Raw genomic sequence first — 20,289 nt, 5'->3', positions numbered from 1 at the left:
TTCCTATTTATGCTAAGGGTCTAACCATGCTTGGGGATTTCAATACCGAATACTTTGCGGTACAACTCTGTCGCATAAGAATCCGTCATGCCAGATACAAAATCCAGCACACTAAGCACACGTTCGTAAGCAGTTGCTTCTTTGCTGAACAGAAACTGCTCAGGAAGTAAGCGTAATACTTTTTTATCTTTATGGCTTGGCGATTGTTTTAAGACTGCCGGAACCATCATACTTAATATATCTGACATGACATTATATCCTGCAATTTCTATTTCAATTACAGAATCGTGGTTATATATCTTATCTACTGAAACTTTAAGGATTTCTTGCAAAGCTGGGCAACGGTCTTGAAGAGCGTCAATAAGAGTGTCATTATAAGTTCCTGTAATGATTTCATCTGAATATTGTGAGAAAATCTCTACTGTCTGGGTTATCAAAGCATTGATGCTTCTTGCCCTTAAGTAAGAGATCCGTTCATTTTTATCAGAAATGCGATTCAAAGTATTATTCACTTTGTCCATATTTTCACCTAAAGACTCCAAAAGCATGGCCAATAACCCTTCAGCTTCTACAGATGGCAAAATCCCTAAACGCTGCGCATCCTCCAAGTCTATTACCCTATAACAGATGTCGTCAGCAGCTTCAGTAAGGTATACAAAAGGATGACGTTTGTACGAGGTAGGGTCAGCACTTTCTTCTAACATATTCAAAGACTTGCATATGCGCAGCACCGTATCTTTTTCAGATTGAAAAAAACCATACTTTTTCCGATGCTTGAGGTTTTTATCGTAAGCAACAGATTCACATGGGTATTTTAGAATAGCTGCAAGGGTAGCATAAGTAAGCTTCATCCCCCCTTCAGATTTCCCATTAAATTGATGTGTCAGTATCCGGATGGCATTAGCATTACCCTCAAAATTTTGAAAATCGCTCCATTCTTTAGCATTGAAATAGTCTTTGAGTGCAACACCCTCTATAACTTCGGATTTATATTCCTTAAAATAGTTAGAAATGGCTTTTTCACCAGAATGCCCAAAAGCAGGATTGCCGATATCATGCGCAAGGCAGGCTGCAGCTACTACATTGGAGAGTTCATAATTATAAAAATGCGTAGTTTCTTCTGGAAGTTCCGGATGTTTTGCAGCTATTTGCGAGCCAACTATTTTACCTAAAGACCTGCCTACGCTGGCAACTTCAAGAGAGTGCGTAAGCCGGTTATGAACAAAAGTAGATCCTGGCAAAGGAAAAACTTGTGTTTTGTTCTGCAACCTCCTGAAACCGGATGAAAAAATCAGACGGTCAAAATCTATCTGATACTCACTTCTTGGCCCCGTGTATTTAGGGTCGGTTTCGGATCTTTTTTCGGAGATAATATTCGTCCAGTTCATGAAGGTTGTATAGTTTACTGCAAATTTGGTGGAAATATACGAAAAAACCTGCCAGTTATCCTTACTACCTGCCTTTTTCGAGTAGCTATAAATAGAAAACGCAGGCTTACGGGCCTGCGCTTTCTCCTATATTTAACCACTTAAATCATGCTATCTCCATATCAACCCTTCAATTCCAACCGCCTCTTTCCAACATCACTTATTCCTTCGTTCCAACTTCACTTGCCTTTCTATATAAATAACACAACAGATTTAGAAATTGTTCACCCATGGAACGAGGAGTATAAAATGCAGCGTTAGATTGTCATTTCCTGCATTTTCCTAAAAAAGGAAACCTACCCGGAGATCAACATTGTCAGCGATTGCACGGTGGGTTTTCAATGAAACCCCAGCTTTAAACCTAGGGGTTACTTGCATGGTGAGGGTGTAACGCTGAAAAAAGTTAAAAGGTACATAACCTTCTGGTTTAAAAAGGTAATAAGCGATCCGTTGACTAAAATCAAACCTTCCGATTAGAAAATGATGAGAAATATAAGGTGCTGTTATAAAACCTTCTACCTCTTCTTCTTCATCTACACCTAAAGAACGGTCAAAATTAGCCTCAACACCACCTCCAAGTGCATTATTGGCACCTATATTATAATAAGCGCCCCCAGATATTCCATACGAGGGCTTCAAGTTTGCTCCGGCCACTCTCAAATTAAAAGTGCCGAACACCTCTGCGTAATACTGCATTTTGTGAGACACACTTGGAGCTGTATACGATGGTTTAGGCTGATGATCTACCAAATAAGAAGCCCCCAACCCTACCATTGGAAAGTTCATGCCATAGTTTGGGAGACTTTGCCCGCCATTTGAAATATGGTTGAATGTAAACGAAAGGTTTAATTGCAAATAATCATTTACAAGATAGTTGACCCTAGGGTTTATGAACAGCATAAAATTTAAAGGAATGCTAAAAAAGACATTTTCAGGGTTTGTTTCTTCATCAAAATATTCAGAGACATAACTTAACCCCATACCACTCCGGAGGGTAAGTTCAATTCTTTCATTGCTATATAAAATCGGTTCAAAAAATAAAGCAGCAGAAGAGGCTGTCCCTAAAACTTCAGGATCCATAAAATTGTGGTATGCAAGGCTCACTCCGGTATAGTAAAAGCAATTACATGCCCTCCAGTGTTCTTTAGACAAACCCAGTGAGCTATAGCTTAAATTAATCCCCCAAGGATTGGGTTTTGAAATATCTCTTACAGCTGGTGAATGAGGAATAATCATTCCATACTGCCCCTCTACTTCAAACCTCTTAATTGATTGGGCAAAGGCATGATGCGATAAAAATAACCAACCCAATAACACGAATAAAATTTTTCCCACAAGCTTTAAAAATCTGATCCACCCTAATAAAATAAGTGGCCGACTGTAAGCTTTGTTTACCCGTAGTATGCAATTATTACGGATGCCATGGAGAAAATAACAAAGAGGGCCTGCTGAAAAAGTCGCAAGTGTGGGTGTGTAGCCACAAAACATTTCTTGTGGCTGCTGCACATAGGAATTAATCAATGTCTCTAATAAGACGCACAAAAGCACTCATTCGCTGTGTTTCATGTTTAATAGGCAACCCTACTAAAAAACCCAAAGAAAAGTCCCTACTAAGATTAATTAAAACCTGTGGTCGAGCGATTATAGCAAAATCATTGTTTTCTAATTCTTTGTTAATCTCAATACCCAGAAAATTACCAGTTCCAGGAATCATATAGTGAAAATTGGAATTTATCTGCCAAACAACACCTAGGTCTTGTTCTCCAAAATTGTGTTCAATAATAGGCCCGGCATATATAAGCGTATGGTAGTTTCTACCAAACCGTTTTGCTGCAACGAAAAAAGGATTATACCAATTTCCACGGATTAGGGACGCACTGCCATAGTCCCTAAATTCAGGAAGCTTGAGCCTGTTTATATAACCTACTGCCATGGAAGTTTGGTGTTTTTCGGAAACCAAAAAAGTATATTGCATAGAAGTTTCCAATGCGTTAACACGGCTCCCTTCCCGGTCATCATCTTGTAAGTTGTTTGATTCTGAATAAAGTGTCAATGGAATTTCAACTTCAAATCCGAGACGGTCTATAGGCACAAACTCATACTCAAGGAATGTGGAATATCTATAATATGATTGATGGTCTTGTATTTCGGAACCTAATTCTAAGGCACGCTCTCCTTTACGTGCCCCAAGCTCAGAAATCAGGTCTATAAAAACAGGCTCTGCATGGAAAACCTTAGCAGGCTCTCCCTCCTCTTCATCCGCAATAATTAGGCTATCAACAACATTTCTTTCTTCTGTGTCCAAAAATGGGGATTGACTAAAAGCGATCACAGGAAGTAAAAGAAAAATAAAAAATAAAAATTTCATAGACACTATACCTCAATCCTACAAGTTTTGTTAAGTAAATTTGCTAAAAACACTTTTCCAATAGAAAAGGTCAAGCAAAAGACCTTACTAAAAATATAAGGGAACAGCAACCTATATGATTGAAACAACTAAACCAAAGACCTTTACAAGCCTTTGGTATTATCAGGCAGTTGTTGCACATTGTTCAAACGCTTTTGAATAGCGCGTGTACGAACACCAAGTACATCTTCAATTTGACCAGACGCAGTATCTATGTTCTTTTTGGCTTTTTCAAGCATACCTGCAAATTTGGCAAACTCTGTTTTGACACCTCCAAGAATTTCCCAAACCTCACTGCTACGCTTTTGAATGGCCAATGTTCGGAAGCCTAACTGAAGGCTGTTAAGCAAAGCAGCTAAGGTGGTTGGCCCTGTAATGATAATTTTATAATTTCTTTGCAACTGTTCCAGTAAGTTTGTCCTTCGCACCACTTCAGCATATAGGCCTTCGACAGGTAAAAACATAATAGCAAAATCTGTAGTATATGGAGGGTCAATATACTTTTCTGAAATGTCTTTGGCACACTTTTTAATAGAGGCTTCCAATACCTTTCCAGCGGCATCTATTAAAGCGGCATCCGCTGTTTCATAAGCAGTTTGGAGTTTATGATAAGCTTCGGTAGGAAATTTGGAGTCTAAAGGTAAGTAAACACTCCCCTGCCCTTCGTCACGACCTGGGAGTTTAATAGCAAACTCTACCATATCACCAGAGCCTTTCTTGGTTTTTACGTTACAGTCAAACTGCCCTGGTGACATAATCTGTTCTAGAATATTTCCTAGTTGGATTTCACCCAAAGTACCACGGGTTTTCACATTGCTGAGCACTTTTTTCAATCCGCCTACATCTTGGGCCAGGCTTTGCATTTCCCCTAAACCCTTTTGAACATTTTCAAGTTGCTTGCTTACCAAAGAAAAAGACTGCCCTAGCCTTTCATGCAGCGTTTTTTGTAGTTTTTCGTCTACGGTTACCCGCATTTCTTCAAGCTTTTTTTCTGTACCTTCTACCAGCTTCTCCTGCTGAATGGCAAGCTGGGCAAACTTCTCTTTTTGCACTTCATTAAATGCTTGGACACTTTTATTAAAACTTTGCTGAAAGTCTTTAATAGACATGATCAGTGTATCGCGAAACTGGCTGTTGTCTTTTTTGTTTTGTTCCGTTAGCTCCCGCAAGTTTTGAGACACTTCACCCTTCACTTTATCCAGTTGTACGATATTATTATTGCCAAACTCTTTGAGGCAGCGCTCCAACAGTTCCCGGTTTGCTCTTTCATTAACATCAGCCTTATCCAGCAAAGCAGTTATTTTGTTTTCCAGCGTAAGGTTTAGTTTTTCCAATGTTTGTTGATTTTGAGCATGTATACTTTTCAAAGCATCCCAAGTCTCCCTCCGGCTTTCTTTCAAAGCTTCAGTAAGTTCGTCACGATTGGCCTTAGCTATATGACTGCTTTCCTCCCTTTGGATGCGAAAGTCATCTTTAAGGTTCCTTTCAATCCTTTCCAAATATTGTTCAATGCCTTTTGAGTGCTCCCCACCGGAAGTACTAAACTGAGTTTTATAAAGTAGAAAAAGGTTTACCAAAGCCAATATTAGAAGTAGTACTAAAAGTATGGTCATCATAATAAAACTGTTGATTGTTACTGCAAGATAGTCAATTGCTACGCATTGTAATTGCGTTGTCATTTTTCTGTATAAATATTAAAACCAAAGCCCAGCAAAGCAGCTTTATCAATTATGGAGAATTACTATAAAGTAAATCGGATAAAATTGCATGTGGTGGAAGATGGTCCAGAGGATGGTAAAGCAATTATATTTCTTCATGGGTTTCCTGAGTTTTGGTATTCTTGGAAAGCACAGATACCTTACTTTACACAAAGAGGATATAGAGTAATTGTTCCTGATCAAAGGGGCTATAATTTAAGTGACAAACCTGTCCATGTTAAAAATTACCAGATCAAAGAACTGGTTCGGGACATTGTAGAACTAATAGAAACCGCCGAACAAAAGCAGGTATATTTAGTAGGACATGATTGGGGTGGAACTGTTGCCTGGAAATTGGCGGAGGCATACCCTCAGTTAATTTTCAAGTTGATAATAATCAATATGCCCCACCCCAAAGTCTTTAAGGAAACGATTAAAAAGAACTTAAAACAACGACTGACCAGTAGCTATATATTAATAGCACAGCTCCCATGGATTCCAGAAAAAATACTAAAGTGGACAAACTACAAGGTTCTACTTAAATCTATGGATATTAGTTCGAGTAGTTCAACATTTAAAAGCCTAGACCGTGCAAAGTACAAAGAAGCTTGGAGCCACAAAAACAGTCTGAAATATATGATTAACTGGTACCGCGCAGCAAAATACAGTAAAGAACCAGATGAAAACATTACCATCCGGGTTCCGGTACTTGTAATATGGGGAAACCAGGACAAATTCTTTAGGGAAAACACTATACAAGCATCCTTGAAGATGTGCAAAGATGCCCACTTATACAGAACAGAAGGTACCCATTGGTTACACCATGAAAAACCAGAAGAGGTAAACAATAAAATCCTGGAATTTATAAAGTAAATAAAGATATAGTTAGGGTTTCCTTAAAAAGCGAGTGTCTTTATTTAATTAATATTAAAGTAAAAAGTAACACTTTAAAAAACAGAAAGGTATGATAGAACAAATAAAGGTTAAAGACGAAGGGATTATGGCTTTTAAAATAAAGGGACAGTTAGAGGAAGAAGATTTCAATACCATTAATCCTTCCCTACAAGAAACCCTTGAAAAGACACCTCACCCGAAAATGTATATGGAGCTAGAAGGATTTAGTAGCATAGAGCCAACTGCCATTTGGGAAGATCTAAAAAATACGCCCGAATATTTAAAGTTTGATAAAATTGCAGTGGTTGGAGACCAACAATGGGAAAAATTTCTTACAGATTTCGGAGGAAAGCTTATTAAACCAGAAGCAAAATATTTTTCTATGGAGAAAAAACAAGAAGCTTTTAACTGGTTGAACAATTAAACCCTAACTATGCAATAGAAATTTCTATTGATGAACGAACGAACAGGGTAAAACCTTCCAATGAATTTAAAAATCAGGGTGTTTTAAGGACACCCTTTTCTAATTTCCCATACAAAGTGCACAATTTATTATCCAGAAGGTTTAATCTCAAACTTTAAGAAAAACACGAAAAATAGCACCTTTACCAGGTTCACTTTCAACCTCAATTCTCCCTCCACCATTTTCCACAATTCGTTTTACCATATACAAACCAATGCCTGTCCCTTCTACATGATCATGAAACCTCCTAAACATTGAGAACATTTTGTCTTGTTTGTTTTTGCTAATACCGAGACCATTATCCTGAACAGAAATCATACAATACTCTTCGGTTTTTGATGAGGTTATTATCACTTCAGGTGTTCTTTTAGGAGACCTATATTTAATAGCATTGCTCAATAAATTATAGATGATACTCCTCATATTTTTGCCAGAAAACTGAACCCTCGGGCAACTGTCAAAATTTGAGATAATTTTGGCATTATTTTTAACTACCATTTCCCTGAGGCTTGTTTTTACTTCATCTAGTAGTTCAGAGAAGACTACCTCCCTAACATCATTATTAATTGATTTTTGGATTTTACTGATTTCGGTAAGCTCTACAATCGTTCCTTTCAATTTTACTACAGATTCATTGATCATAGCATATAAACGATTTAACTCTTCACTCTCAAAATCTTGAATACCTTCAATAGCATATAGAAGACCCTCAATATTAGAGACGGGAGCCCGTAAATCATGAGAAGCAGTATAAATGAAGCCATCCAAGTCTTGGTTTATCTTGGTCAACTCCTCGTTTTTCTGCCTTAATACCACTGCATTTTCGGCAATCCTTTTTTGGGCTTGTTTCTGCAGGGTTATATCATTAAAAGTAATAACAGCGCCATCGGTTCTGTTGTCCTTTTGCCTGATGTATGGCTTAATTATCATCTGAAACCATTTGCCCCCCTCAAGCTTAACCTCCTTTTCGCAGACAGTAGATTCAGAAATGACTTTGGCAACATAGTCTATCATTCCTTCAAACTTGAGGTTAGATGAGATATTGCTCAAAGACCGTCCAAGATTGTTATCTCCAAGATTTATTTCTTTAGAAGCAGAGGGGGTGAACTTTCTTATTATTAAGTTTTTATCTACAAAAACCTGTCCATTGACACTATTGTTAAAATAGTTGTCAAGATCGTCATTTAGCTCCGCAAGCTCTTTAATTTTAGACTGATACTCGTTATTTACCGTCTGAAGTTCTTCATTGATAGACTGTAGTTCCTCGTTAGTGCTTTGCAACTCTTCATTACTAGAAACAAGTTCCTCATTATAAGCATGCGTATGCTCATTATAACTTTGGATGGTAGAATATGCAGCTTGAAGATCTTTTTTGGTAACTCTCAACTGCTCTTCCAAATCGTTAAGATAATGTTTGGTAAATCTGTCAGGTTCGAAAATTTCATGCTCTTTGATTTCTTGAGTCTCATTCTCTCCTAAAAAAACTATAGCATTGCTTACCTTATTTTCTGGGAATACAGGCTTTACGAGTATGTTTACAGAGTTTATTTTACCTAGGTTTCTATAGTTTATACCTTTAACTTTAACTGCTTCTTTTGTATTAAGAGCTTTTCTTACAGTTGTACCTACCGCAATAGAAAGCTCTTCGGGGAGCAGTTCCATCAAATTAAAATTAAACCTTTTGGGCAGGAGAAACTCTTCAATATTTCCACATGGCTTGATAATTGTAAAATATTCATCTATGTAAATAGCTGCACTATATAGTGTTTCTTCAAGGACCGGAAGCAAGACCAATTCATTAATATTATTCTCTTGGATAACTTGAACTGGTTTACTCATAGGAGTAGAAAGTGAGAAGTCGTTGCGGATGTCTAAGCTTGAAGAAGGGTATGAGAAGAACCCTGAGCGCTTGTTGTCAAGGTTTTTGTAAACTTTCCATTTTTTGTCAATCTCCTTAAAACTTTGCCCTAGCTGTCCGACACTTTCGCTAGGCCCTAAAAATAAGTACCCGCCCAAATTAAGGCTATAGTGAAGGGTAGAAATTACTTTTTTCTGCAAAACAGGGTTGAGGTAAATCAACAGGTTTCTACATGACAGTAGGTCTATTTTTGCATAAGGAGGCTGTGTAGTAATATCATGGTTAGCAAAAATAACCATCTTTCTAATATCATCTTTCACACAATAATACTCCCCAAAATCATCAAAAAAAACGTTCAGTCTATCAGATGACACATTATTGCTGATACTCTTTGCATACTTTCCTTTGGAAGCAAAAGAGACCGCTTCCTTATCTACGTCGGTCGCAAATATTTTCACATCAAGATTTATATGATGTTCGTCAAAAAACTCTTTGATGACAATAGCAAGGGAATAAGCTTCTTCGCCAGTTGCACAGCCGACTACCCAAATTTTTATGCTTCCCGCTTCCTTTCTTAATTTAACAATCTCAGGAACAACCTTGGTTTTGATAACCTCAAATGCTTCAGGATCTCTAAAAAAGTGCGTTACATTAATCAAAAAACGGCTAGACAAAATTTCTACTTCTGAAGGGTCTCTTTTTAAAGTTTCCTTAAATTCACTTAAAGAAGAGATATTCATCTCTACCATTCTTCTCAACACCCTTCGAACAATAGTCGGCCTCTTATAATTTTTGAAGTCCAGCGGGGTGACTTTTTTAACCAAATCTAATATCTCTAGTAAGGTACCTTCGTCACCTTCGTTTAGGTCATCGATATATTTTAAGATTTGACTAAACTGGGATATGTAATTAAAAATAGCACCAGGCATTTTTTCTGGGGATAAGATCAGGTGTGCATTTCCAGAGTCAACAACACGGGAAGGCATCCCCTTGTGCAGGGCAGTTTCAGGATCTTGAACAACCACAAGCCCTCCCTGGTTTTTTACGCATTCAGCACCTTCGGTTCCATCTGTTCCCGAACCAGACAAGATTACTGCTATACTTTTACTCTTTTGATCATTCGCCATAGACTTGAAAAAAGTATCTATAGCCGTATTAGGATGCTCATCATTAGACTCAGCCATATAGAGCTTTCCCTTTTCTATGGTAATATTTCTTCTTTCTGGCATCAAATACACACAACCTGGTTGTACCTCTATACCATTTTCTATTTCAATAATTTTAAGATTGCTAAACTTTGGAAGCATCTCTTTCATTTGGCTTCTATATCCATGAGGAAGATGCTGAATAACTACATAAGAGTTATTATTATGACCGGTATTTTCGAAAAAAATTTTTAATGGGTCTATCCCCCCAGCCGAAAACCCAACACCAATGATATATCTTTCCGATTCAGCAACAGAGCGCGCTAGCTCGTCTTTTTTACTCATATTATTATCTCAACTATATAACTACTAAACATGACAAAAAATAAACCTCCAAAATATTTTAGTAGACAATGCTCAACTAATATTTTGGCCATTTGTCCGTTATCCTCTAAAACTTTAAATTTACTAAATTGCAGGGAGTTTACCTATCTAGCTAAAAGATAAATAATGAAATTACTAAAATTACTTTTTACCTTTTCTTTGATCGTTACACTTTTTCCGTCTCACGCACAGAAAAACCAAGGGTTGGTTAACTGGATTACGATAGAGGAAGCCGAAAAGAAAGCCAAAGCTAAACCTAAACCAATTATGGTTGATGTTTATACCGATTGGTGCGGCTGGTGCAAAAAAATGATGAACACTACTTTTTCCGATCCGCAAGTGGCTGAGTATATCAATAAAAACTTTTATGCCGTAGCTTTTAATGCCGAAACCAAAGATACCATTACTTGGCAGGGAAAGACCTATACCAATAAGGAAAAAGGCCCAAGAGGCACCCATGAGCTTACCTACCATTTTTTGCCTGAAAAACGATCCTACCCTTCCACTGTTTTCATGACAGGCGATATGAAAAACTCAACCCTTGTCCCAGGCTACCTTGATGCTAACACCATCTCCCCTATCTTGGTATACTATCAAGAAAACTTATTAGGCAAGGCAAACATTAATGACTTTATGGCTTATTTTGATTCTACATTTTCCGAAGACAAAAAACCACTTTTGCAAAAAGAAGTCAAATGGTACAGTATACAAGAGGCTTTTGAGTTAAACAGTAAACATCCAAAAAAAATATTCATACACCTCCAGAACAAAGAAAGCATAAGCAGTCAGGTAATGGACAGCACCTCCTACACACATCCAGTAATTGCAGACTACCTAAACAAAAACTTTTACCCTGTGAGGTTTGATGCAGAATCTAAAGAAACTGTTAATATACTAGGGCATACACTGGAAAAAAAAGGCAAATACCACCAACTTGTTTCTGTCGGAATGAACAACAAGATATCTTTTCCGTCTATTCTTTTATTCAATGAGCAAAATGAACTCATTACCCCTATCCCCCAGTACCTTACCCCAAAATTTATGGAACAAGTATTATATTTCTTTAAAGAAGATGTGTACTTAAAAAACTCCTTTGCAGATTTTCAAAAGAACTTTCAAGGTTCCATACATTAACCGTGATTAGCCCGCATAAGGGTTCGACATAGACAGGAGGACCAATGGCTATTAGGGTAGTCGAAATGTTATGACAGCGTCTCGAAGATAACCTCTAAAAGAAAACCCAACGAGCCTGACCTAATAAAAAGATCAAAATATCAAAAAATACTTACACGTTTTTCACATAAACACCACTTATTAGGCCCTATGTGGAATACTGTGGGTAATTGAATTTCAATTTAGAGGAAATAAAGTAAATCATGTTGATAAAATTTGTAATATTCCGATATCCACGAGCTCTTCTTTTAGCTAGTTGTATTTTGCTGTTAATCCCTTCCATGACACCATTGGCAATCTGGGACTCGACATAATTGGTAATTCCTTGCCAGTGGGACTTTATTGTGTTTACAAACTTCTTGAAGGCATACAAGCCTTCCTCTTCAACAAGGTCACACCAGTAAGCCAAGAAAGCAGAGCCCTCTTCTTTTGTTTTAAACTCCCAAAAGCTCTGAAATAAGGTCTTTAACCGATAAGCCTTCCCAATAGTTGGTAACAGTTCAATAAGTACCTGCCGGTCCTGCTTCTGTTTAGCGCTAAGTTTGTGTGTGGACTTTAATAGCGTGTATTTGTGTCCTTTAAGTATTGAGTGTTCTCGGACTTCTCGCTTACGTACATCGTCCATAGCTTCATTAAGCAGTTTGACTACATGAAATTTATCAAATGTTACCGAGGTGTTAGGAAAATGTTCGAGCATGCCTGCGATAAAACCTGTAGACATATCAATGCATGCGTCGGTAATTGACAGATGTTCAACACCCTTTGCTTTTAAATGGTCTTTAATTCTTCCGATAGTGTGCCGATCCTTGCCTGGAGTAACATGAATCACACGGCGAGTAGCCAAATCTGCTGCTACGGTCACATAATCATGTCCTTTTCTTACAGAAGTCTCATCAATACCCAATTGGGTCACCGAGCTTTGATCATCTGCCCGATAGGCAATTTGTATCCAGTAGTTAAATATATTCCATATGCGCTGTGGGTACTCATTCACTAAATCAGCTGCTTTGTTCACGGGCATCTCTCGCTCAATCAAAGCCATGCTAAAAGCCTCAAACAACAAAGTAAAACCACTTCCTTTTCTAGCCCACGGCACTTCCACGGTTTTTACCTTTCCATCCGTTGTTTTGATTCGAGGGACTTTGCAATGAAGATAACATTCATGTTCAAAAAAATTGAGGTGACGCCAAGTCCTATATTGAGTATCATGAACTTTACTTTCTGGTTCAAATACGAAACCACGCTCAAAGCTAATGGTTATATGAAGTTCTTGTTTACCATTGGATGCTTCCTGAAACCTAACATCGGTTACCGACCAAGGCTTTGTTAACTGCAAAGCCAATTGAAATATTTCGATACTGTTCATTTTGTAAAAATAACTACATTATATCACCTTTCCACAGTAAATCATATAGACCCACTTATTAATATCCTTTTTACAAAAATAACAAACAGAAGCTCTAATATATAAGGAGCTTTTTTTTATCCTCATCCCAATCATCAATTTTTATACTTTTCGCCACCATTCACTGGGAAAAGTCATATTACTTAATTATTAAAACACTCCACTTTTCACTTGCAAAAATCCAGTCACTTATAAGAAATGTGCAATATATAAAAAATGCAATTTTGCACAAAACATGAGAATATTATTTAAAATTTGCAAAATTCCATAGGACATCATCAAAAAAAATATAATTTTTCAAACATTTCTTTTCAAAAAGTCAAAATATTACACTTTTGATATAATAATATTTTTAAGCTAAAAAATTGCAATATATTGTAAAATACTTAGATTTAACCGATTTATTCAAGGTTGAAAAAATTGAATAATCTGGTTGTATTATTAATCTAACAAAACCCGAATGAAAAAACGTTTCCTGCTTAATTTTTTAAGCGTTTTCTGCTTCATTATGTTATATAATGGAGTAGTCAAGGCACAAATAAACACCCCGGCTGGGGCGGTAGTGCCTTTTGGAGCCAATCAAGGTTATGCGTTTGGTATTATGCCAAACAATTTACCTAGTGGAGGCCCCTTTGGAAGATCTCAGCATGCGGCTGAGGCATACAATGAATGGAAGCAACATTATGTTGCCGCCTGCCCTAATGGAAGGTTCAGAGTAAAGTTTGACGATCCTAACAGGGTAGTATCTGAAGGTATAGCTTATGGTATGCTTTTGGCCGTTTATGCGGCAGACAAGCCATTATTTGATGGTTTATGGCATTACTATAAAGACAACTCGAATGGTAACGGTGTCATGAACTGGCTTATAGAAGGTTGTAATACTGTGCGTGGATTTAACGGCGCAACAGATGCAGAGTTCGACGCTGCCATGGCCCTGCTTCTAGCACAAAATCAATGGCCTAATGCTACTCAACCTTTTAATTATGGACATGAGGCCTCTCAGCTTATTGATGCTATTTGGCGTACTGAAATGGACCACCAGCGGTTTCAGGCAAAAAATGGTGATGCCTGGGGATGGAGCTCGTGCCGTAACCCAAGTTATCAATCTCCAGCTTATTATCGTGAATATGCTAGCCATATGCCAGCATTGGCTGCCAACTGGAACAATTCAATTGATGGAGCATACACGATGCTTAACAGAAACGCACACCCTATAACAGGCTTAGTAAGTGACTGGTGCAATGAAGAGGGTGTAATGAACACCTGTAATGGAGGATACATGGGTTATGGTTATGATGCATGCCGTTTCCCATTCCGTATGGCGCAAGATGTCATCTGGAACAACGAGCCTAGGGCAAAGAACCTGCTTGAAAAAATGACCAACTACTGTAAGAGCCAAGGCGCTGGAAACCTAAGAGGGCCGAGAAACCTTGATGGTTCTGGAGCCGGTGCTCATAATGCTACGTTTGTTTCTACTTATGCCCTTGCAGCAATGGGTACAGATGCTAGCAACCAGGCGTTCATGAACAGTATGTACAATGAGGTACGTTTTACAAAAGACCCTATCAACAACTTCCAGCCTTCTGGATATTTTGGCAATACTTTAAGGGTAATGTCTTTGTTCATGATGACGGGTAACTTTTGGAAGATGGGAACCACTTCATTCCAAGATATCAATGTCCGCGTTGGAACAACCGATATCCCAAGCCAGACAGAATATGATTTTCAAAACGTTATCCAATCAGGCAATAAGGAAATAACTTTTACGATAGAAAACAAGGGCGCAGAAACTTTACTACTGAATGGCACACCTAGAGTAGCCATATCTGGTGAGGATGCAGCTAACTTTACGATCAACCAAAGTGCAGTCCCTGCTTCTCTTGGAAGAAACCAGTCAGCTACTTTTACTATTACATTTAGCCCTAACAGCACAACAGGAACAAGAACTGCATTGGTTACCATAGCAAACAATGACCCTGATGATCACGAAAACCCTTACACCTTTACTGTTACTGGCACGGGAACTTTAACCGCTACCGCACCTCGAATTGCTGTGTTTGCCGCTGGTAATTCTATAGCCCGCAATAGCACTTTTGCAATGGGTACTGGAGCTACAGCTTCCCCTAACTCTCACAGATTCGAAATCAGAAATACAGGCGATGCCCCGCTAAATATTGCTGATATTGTAGGGTCTACAGGTTTTGCTGTACAAGTCCCTATCCCAACGACTGTTGGAATTGGAGAGTCTGAATATTTTTGGGTAACAGCTACCTCTACCACCGCTGCCAATACTACTGGCTCATTTACTATTACTTCTGATGATGCCAGCAATCCTGCTTTTAGGGTTAATTTATCAGCTAGCTTTGTAGCATGCGGACAAGCCATTACAGCAAATGAAGTTTTTCAGGACTTTGATGCAAACACGGCAAACTCGACACTCGATTATGCTAACCCTGCATGGACAACAGTAGCCAACCCTTATGTAGATGACAAAAACCAAAGTTATAGAGTAGCTTCTTTTGTCAGGCCTGCAACAGGAGACTACAATGGTGTTAGATATAGGCTTTGTGGAACCAACAGCATCAGCTTGTCAAGTGAAAAGCATATTATAAGCATGTTGGTTTACTCTCCAGTAGCAGGAACTCCTGTTCTTATGAACCTAAAAACAGCCGCCGATGTAGCCGATACAGATACTTACCCTGCTACTTCTAGTGTCACTGTAAATACCACAAAAACTAACCAATGGGAAAGGTTGTACTTTGACCATAGTGCCGCTCTAGGGGTTGCCGGTGTTAGGTTTATAGAGGTTTTTATTGATCCACTAGCCTCACAAGGTACCCAAACTTATTATGTAGATGAAATAAAACTTGATGTCGCACCGTGTTTGGCAGACATTCCTGCTTCAGGTGTATTACAAGATTACGACAACCACCGTAACATGTCCCTTCCATGGGCGCCTCCAGGCACTTTTAATGAAGTTTTTGCCAACCCTTTTGTCGATGACAAAAACCCAAGTGCCACTGTGGCCCATTATGTAAGACCTGTAGGTGAATTCCAAATCATTAGATATGCTACTTGCGGTGCTTATTTAGACTTGGAGGAAAAGGCATATATCAGTATGTTGATATATTCTACCCGTGCAGGGGTACCTGTAACCATGTCTTTAAAAAACAGTGCTACTGCAGAGGAGCCGCTAGAAGTAGCAGCTTTTACAGCCATGACTACAAAAGCTGGCGCATGGGAAAGATTGTACTTTGACTTCAGCGCCATTCAAGGAAATACCAGTGTCAGGGCTATTGATATTTTCATTGACCCAGATGGCAATAACACTGGCACTACAGCATCTAGGACTTATTACATCGATGACATCAGGTACGAAGAAGGTTTACCTTGCGTAACCCAAATTCAAGCTACCAGGATCCTTAATGACTTTGATAGTAACCGGTACGTTACCTTGGCATTTAGTCCAACAGGCTCATACAATGAATTTGCTACAAACACTGTTCTAACAGGAAACAGCAGTGCTGGATGCGCTAGCTATGTAAGGCCTGCTGCTGCAACTGCAGATGTTATCCGTTATGCGGCATGCGGCGACTATTTTGACCTTAGCCTTGGAAGAACCGTTTTGAGCTTACAAGTTCTTTCCCCTAATCCTGAAACCGAGGTTATTTTGTCCTTGAAGAAAGATGACGGAGAAACAGAAGTCGCACAGGCTTATGCAAGGATGACCAGAACTAATGTATGGGAAACCTTAAACTTTGACTTTACAGACGCAATCAATTCTCAGGAAGCGGCTTTCATTGATATAATTATTGACCCTAATGGAACCCATACTGCTACTCTAGCACAAAGAAGCTATAGAATTGATAACCTCATATACTCTGTTGAACCTGAAATCAATGTCAGAAGGGGGATAGAAAATATCCTTACAGGCTCTACCATAGCTTTCGAAAATATAGCTACAGGAGAAAGCAGTGAAGAGGTTACCCTGACTATTGTAAACAATGGTGTCGAAGACCTTATTCTTTCAGGAGATCCTAAGATCAGCATTACAGGTAATGATGCCGACCATTTCACGATCAATCAAGAATTGGTTACTTCACCTGTCACTTTAGGAAGAGCGACTTCATTTACCATAACCTTCACCCCTATTTCTAGTGGCCTTAAAACAGCCTCTATAGAGATAGAGAACAATGACAGTGATGAAAACCCCTACTATATAAACCTAGAAGGTATTGGAATAGCTCCAGAAATCAACCTTGCTGTTGGTTCAGAATCTATTTCACCGTCTGAAACTTATGATTTTGGTGATCAAGAAATGGAGACCAGTAGTGAGGCTGTAACATTTACCATCGGAAATAGTGGGCTTGCTACACTTCACCTGACAGGAACACCTTTAATCTCTGTTACAGGTGATGCTGCTGAAGATTTCATTGTTTCACAAGAGTCTACGACAGCCACGCTTTCCGAGGGAGAAAGTACTGCATTTAGTGTAATTTTTGCACCTTCAGCACCTGGCTTGAGAAGTGCGGAGATATCTATAGAAAGTAATGATCTGGAAAATTCTCCTTTCATTATTACTTTGTCGGGTAATGGCATAGCGCTCAACCCTGAAATAATGGTAAGGCAAGGGAACAACCCAATTTTATCAGAAGGCGCATATGCATTTGCCAACGCACTTGTGGGCCATGAAGGAACAGATGTTGTGTTTGCCATTGCCAACGATGGAAATGCAATACTTCACCTTTTAGGAACGCCAGTGATCAGTATTGGTGGAGTAAACGCGGACGATTTCACCATCAACCAATCTGATACAGAATCTGAAATTGCCGCCGGAGGGTTTACTACATTTTCTGTTTCCTTTAACCCTACAGAAGCTGGCGAAAGAGTTGCTATAATTACCATCGAAAACAATACAGAAGAATCACCTTATACCTTTACGGTTACAGGAACAGGTGTAACGGAAGAGCTTCCAGAAATAAGTGTTCAAGTAGGCAGTACTGCAATTTCATCAGACGGGGCTTATGCTTTTGCTGACAGATTAGAAGGGACAAGTTCTGCTCCTATACTGTTTACTGTGTTTAATCGTGGCACAGCACCATTAACACTGGACGGAGATCCGCTTGTACTCATATCCGGTGATCATGCTACAGACTTTATCGTTAATACGACTACTACAGCATCTACTGTAGAAGGTGGACAGAACACAACATTTTCAGTTGTTTTCACTCCTTCTGGTGTTGGTATAAGAGAAGCTGTTCTTACTATTTCAAACAATGACAATGAGAACAATCCTTATATCATCAACCTATCAGGTATAGGTGTTGCTCCTGTGGCAGTTATCAGTGCAAATATTGCACACACAGAAGTTTCTAATGTAGGCAATGTGACTGTAGGTTCTACCGGAACACCTGTGGTGTATACCATTACCAACACAGGAACTGGTACCCTAAACCTTGTAGGCACACCGGCAGTTGCGGTATCAGGCTTACATGCAGACGAGTTTACTGTAAATCTTTCAGCGACAAATACATCTTTAAGCCCTGAAGAATCAACTACCTTTACTGTTGTTTTCTCCCCGGCTGCTGAAGGTACCAGAAGCGCCGTGCTAACAATTGCGAGCAATGACCCGGAAACTACTGAATATGTAATTAATCTGACAGGAAATGGAACTATTGAACCTACTCCTTCTATCAGTTTGAATATAGCTTCAGGTGGACTTTCCTCTTTCGGCAGTGTGCCTTCAGGATCTGATAGCGACTTAGTAACTTATACTATTTCCAATACAGGTTCGGCAGTTTTAAGAAATATTTCTGTATCCATTACTGGAACAGATGCTACAGATTTCATTGTGGTCCAAAACCCTGCTGTAAGTGTAGCTGTAGGAGGCTCTACAACATTTTCTGTGGTATTTAGACCATCTTCAGAAGGTGAAAAAGAGGCAACCATGACCATTGGAAGCAATGATCCGGAACAGCCAGAGTACACCATCAATCTGGCAGGGACAGCAACTGCTCCACTTACCGGCAGCATTAGCTTAGATGTTCCTTCTGGAAGCACTTCATCTTATGGAGAAGTAAGCGTAGGTTCAGAAAGTCAGGTGATATCATATACCATTACCAACAATGGTTTAGCTCCACTAAACATTTCAAGTGTGAGCATTGACGGAACCAATGCAGGTGACTTCATTATTGTTTCAGAACCAGCTTCACCTTTAGCTATCGGCAGCACAACCACTATTTCAGTGGTGTTCTCTCCAACAGCAGAAGGTACACGCACTGCTAGCTTGAACATTGTGAGCAGTGATTCAGAATTGGAAACATATACCATTAACTTAACAGGTACAGCCACAGCGTCTACCACGTTAGCCCCAATAATAAGGCTCAATGTAGTGGCAGGTAGCACACAGCCGTTTGGAAATGTAGAGGTTGGAACACAAAGCGAACCAATCACCTTTACGGTTTCTAACATTGGTACTGCCCCTTTAACTATTAGTGGTGTTACAATTTCTGGCGCCATGTCAGCAAACTTTGTAGTCTTAACAGAACCTACTTCAACAATAAGTGCCGGAGGTTCCTCAACCTTTACCGTTGCATTTACCCCAAGTGCTATAGGAACAAGGACAGCCACCTTAGTTGTTGCGAGCAATGATCAAGAAAGGCCTTCGTACAGCATTACTTTATCAGGCAATGGCACTTCTCCAGGACAAACACCTCCGAACGGAAGTATAAGCCTAGATGTAGCTAATGGTGAATTTTCTGACTTTGGAGTAGTAGCCAATGGACAAACTGCACAGGTTACGTATACCATAACCAATAATGGTACAACACCTCTTACTTTAACAGGAAACCCTCTGGTGCAAATCGGAAGGTGGAATGCTGAATACTTTGAGGTGGTAGAGTATCCTAATGCTATCATTCCTGTAGGAGGGTCAACCAGTTTTACTGTAGCATACGTCCCTACCTCTACAATTTCAGGTTCACATGTTGCTGAATTGACTATTGTTAGTGATGATCCAAATGTAGGTACTTATACAATTATCTTAACAGGAGCATCTACTGTAACAAGTATCAGCCCTGAGGCGTTAGCAAGTGAGATTTACTTTTACCCTAACCCTGTACAAGAGATAGTATTTGTTAGCACAGGAAGTATCAGCAATATCAATGAGGTTGTTGTACGGAACAGTTTGGGAATTATAGTATTTCATGATGTGAACCACATCACAAGCGGGTATGGTTTTAATGTTTCCAAACTTGCTTCAGGTGTTTATTTTGTGGAAGTAAAGTCACAAGAAGGAATCTCTGTAATTAAGAAGCTTGTAAAACAATAAAAGAAAGCTAATAACCAAGGGGTTTTCCTAGGTCGGAATATGCAGTCCGGCTTAGGAAGCTCCTTGTTTTTTTAATTAAGAATTTTAGTCAATGGCCGACTTATTT

At 39.0% G+C, this 20,289-nt stretch carries 10 protein-coding genes; 4 read left to right on the top strand and 6 right to left on the bottom strand.

Annotated features, from left to right (window positions below; translation table 11 throughout):
- Positions 1-20: 20 nt before the first annotated feature.
- The 4 genes from dgt to rmuC form a co-directional block, all read right to left on the bottom strand.
- The gene (gene dgt / locus RCC89_12340; GenBank protein ID WMJ73946.1) at positions 21-1,388 is read right to left on the bottom strand and encodes a dNTP triphosphohydrolase; all 1,368 of its coding nucleotides are present in this window, start codon (positions 1,386-1,388) and stop codon (positions 21-23) included.
- A 321-nt stretch (positions 1,389-1,709) separates the two neighbouring features.
- Positions 1,710-2,762, bottom strand: coding sequence for an acyloxyacyl hydrolase (locus RCC89_12335; protein WMJ73945.1), 1,053 nt, complete (start codon positions 2,760-2,762; stop codon positions 1,710-1,712).
- A 178-nt stretch (positions 2,763-2,940) separates the two neighbouring features.
- A complete protein-coding gene (locus RCC89_12330) occupies positions 2,941-3,795 on the bottom strand; it encodes an HAEPLYID family protein (GenBank protein ID WMJ73944.1) in 855 nt (284 codons plus the stop codon).
- A gap of 143 nt (positions 3,796-3,938) precedes the next feature.
- Entirely contained in the window at positions 3,939-5,513 is a 1,575-nt protein-coding gene (rmuC, locus tag RCC89_12325) for a DNA recombination protein RmuC (GenBank protein WMJ73943.1), read from the bottom strand.
- Positions 5,514-5,564: 51 nt separating this feature from the next.
- On the opposite strand from rmuC, the gene RCC89_12320 reads away from it, so the two are divergent.
- Together RCC89_12320 and RCC89_12315 are read left to right on the top strand one after the other, a co-directional pair.
- Positions 5,565-6,404, top strand: coding sequence for an alpha/beta hydrolase (locus RCC89_12320; protein WMJ73942.1), 840 nt, complete (start codon positions 5,565-5,567; stop codon positions 6,402-6,404).
- 91 nt (positions 6,405-6,495) lie between these two features.
- Positions 6,496-6,849, top strand: coding sequence for an STAS/SEC14 domain-containing protein (locus tag RCC89_12315; protein ID WMJ73941.1), 354 nt, complete (start codon positions 6,496-6,498; stop codon positions 6,847-6,849).
- 147 nt (positions 6,850-6,996) lie between these two features.
- On the opposite strand, the gene RCC89_12310 is transcribed toward RCC89_12315, so the two are convergent.
- The gene (locus RCC89_12310) at positions 6,997-10,236 is read right to left on the bottom strand and encodes a CheR family methyltransferase (GenBank protein WMJ73940.1); all 3,240 of its coding nucleotides are present in this window, start codon (positions 10,234-10,236) and stop codon (positions 6,997-6,999) included.
- A 165-nt stretch (positions 10,237-10,401) separates the two neighbouring features.
- Between RCC89_12310 and RCC89_12305 the strand changes: the two genes are divergently transcribed.
- Complete coding sequence (locus tag RCC89_12305; protein ID WMJ73939.1) at positions 10,402-11,409, top strand: DUF255 domain-containing protein; 1,008 nt, start codon at positions 10,402-10,404, stop codon at positions 11,407-11,409.
- Positions 11,410-11,596: 187 nt separating this feature from the next.
- Here RCC89_12305 and RCC89_12300 read toward each other — a convergent pair whose 3' ends face one another.
- Complete coding sequence (locus tag RCC89_12300; GenBank protein WMJ73938.1) at positions 11,597-12,814, bottom strand: ISL3 family transposase; 1,218 nt, start codon at positions 12,812-12,814, stop codon at positions 11,597-11,599.
- A gap of 547 nt (positions 12,815-13,361) precedes the next feature.
- On the opposite strand from RCC89_12300, the gene RCC89_12295 reads away from it, so the two are divergent.
- Entirely contained in the window at positions 13,362-20,183 is a 6,822-nt protein-coding gene (locus RCC89_12295; GenBank protein ID WMJ73937.1) for a glycosyl hydrolase family 8, read from the top strand.
- Positions 20,184-20,289 lie beyond the last annotated feature (106 nt).

It is taken from the genome of Cytophagaceae bacterium ABcell3, from assembly GCA_030913385.1.
Classification (GTDB): domain Bacteria; phylum Bacteroidota; class Bacteroidia; order Cytophagales; family Cytophagaceae; genus ABcell3.
Note: the sequence above shows the minus strand (reverse complement) of the source record. Positions and strands in the feature narration are given on the sequence as shown.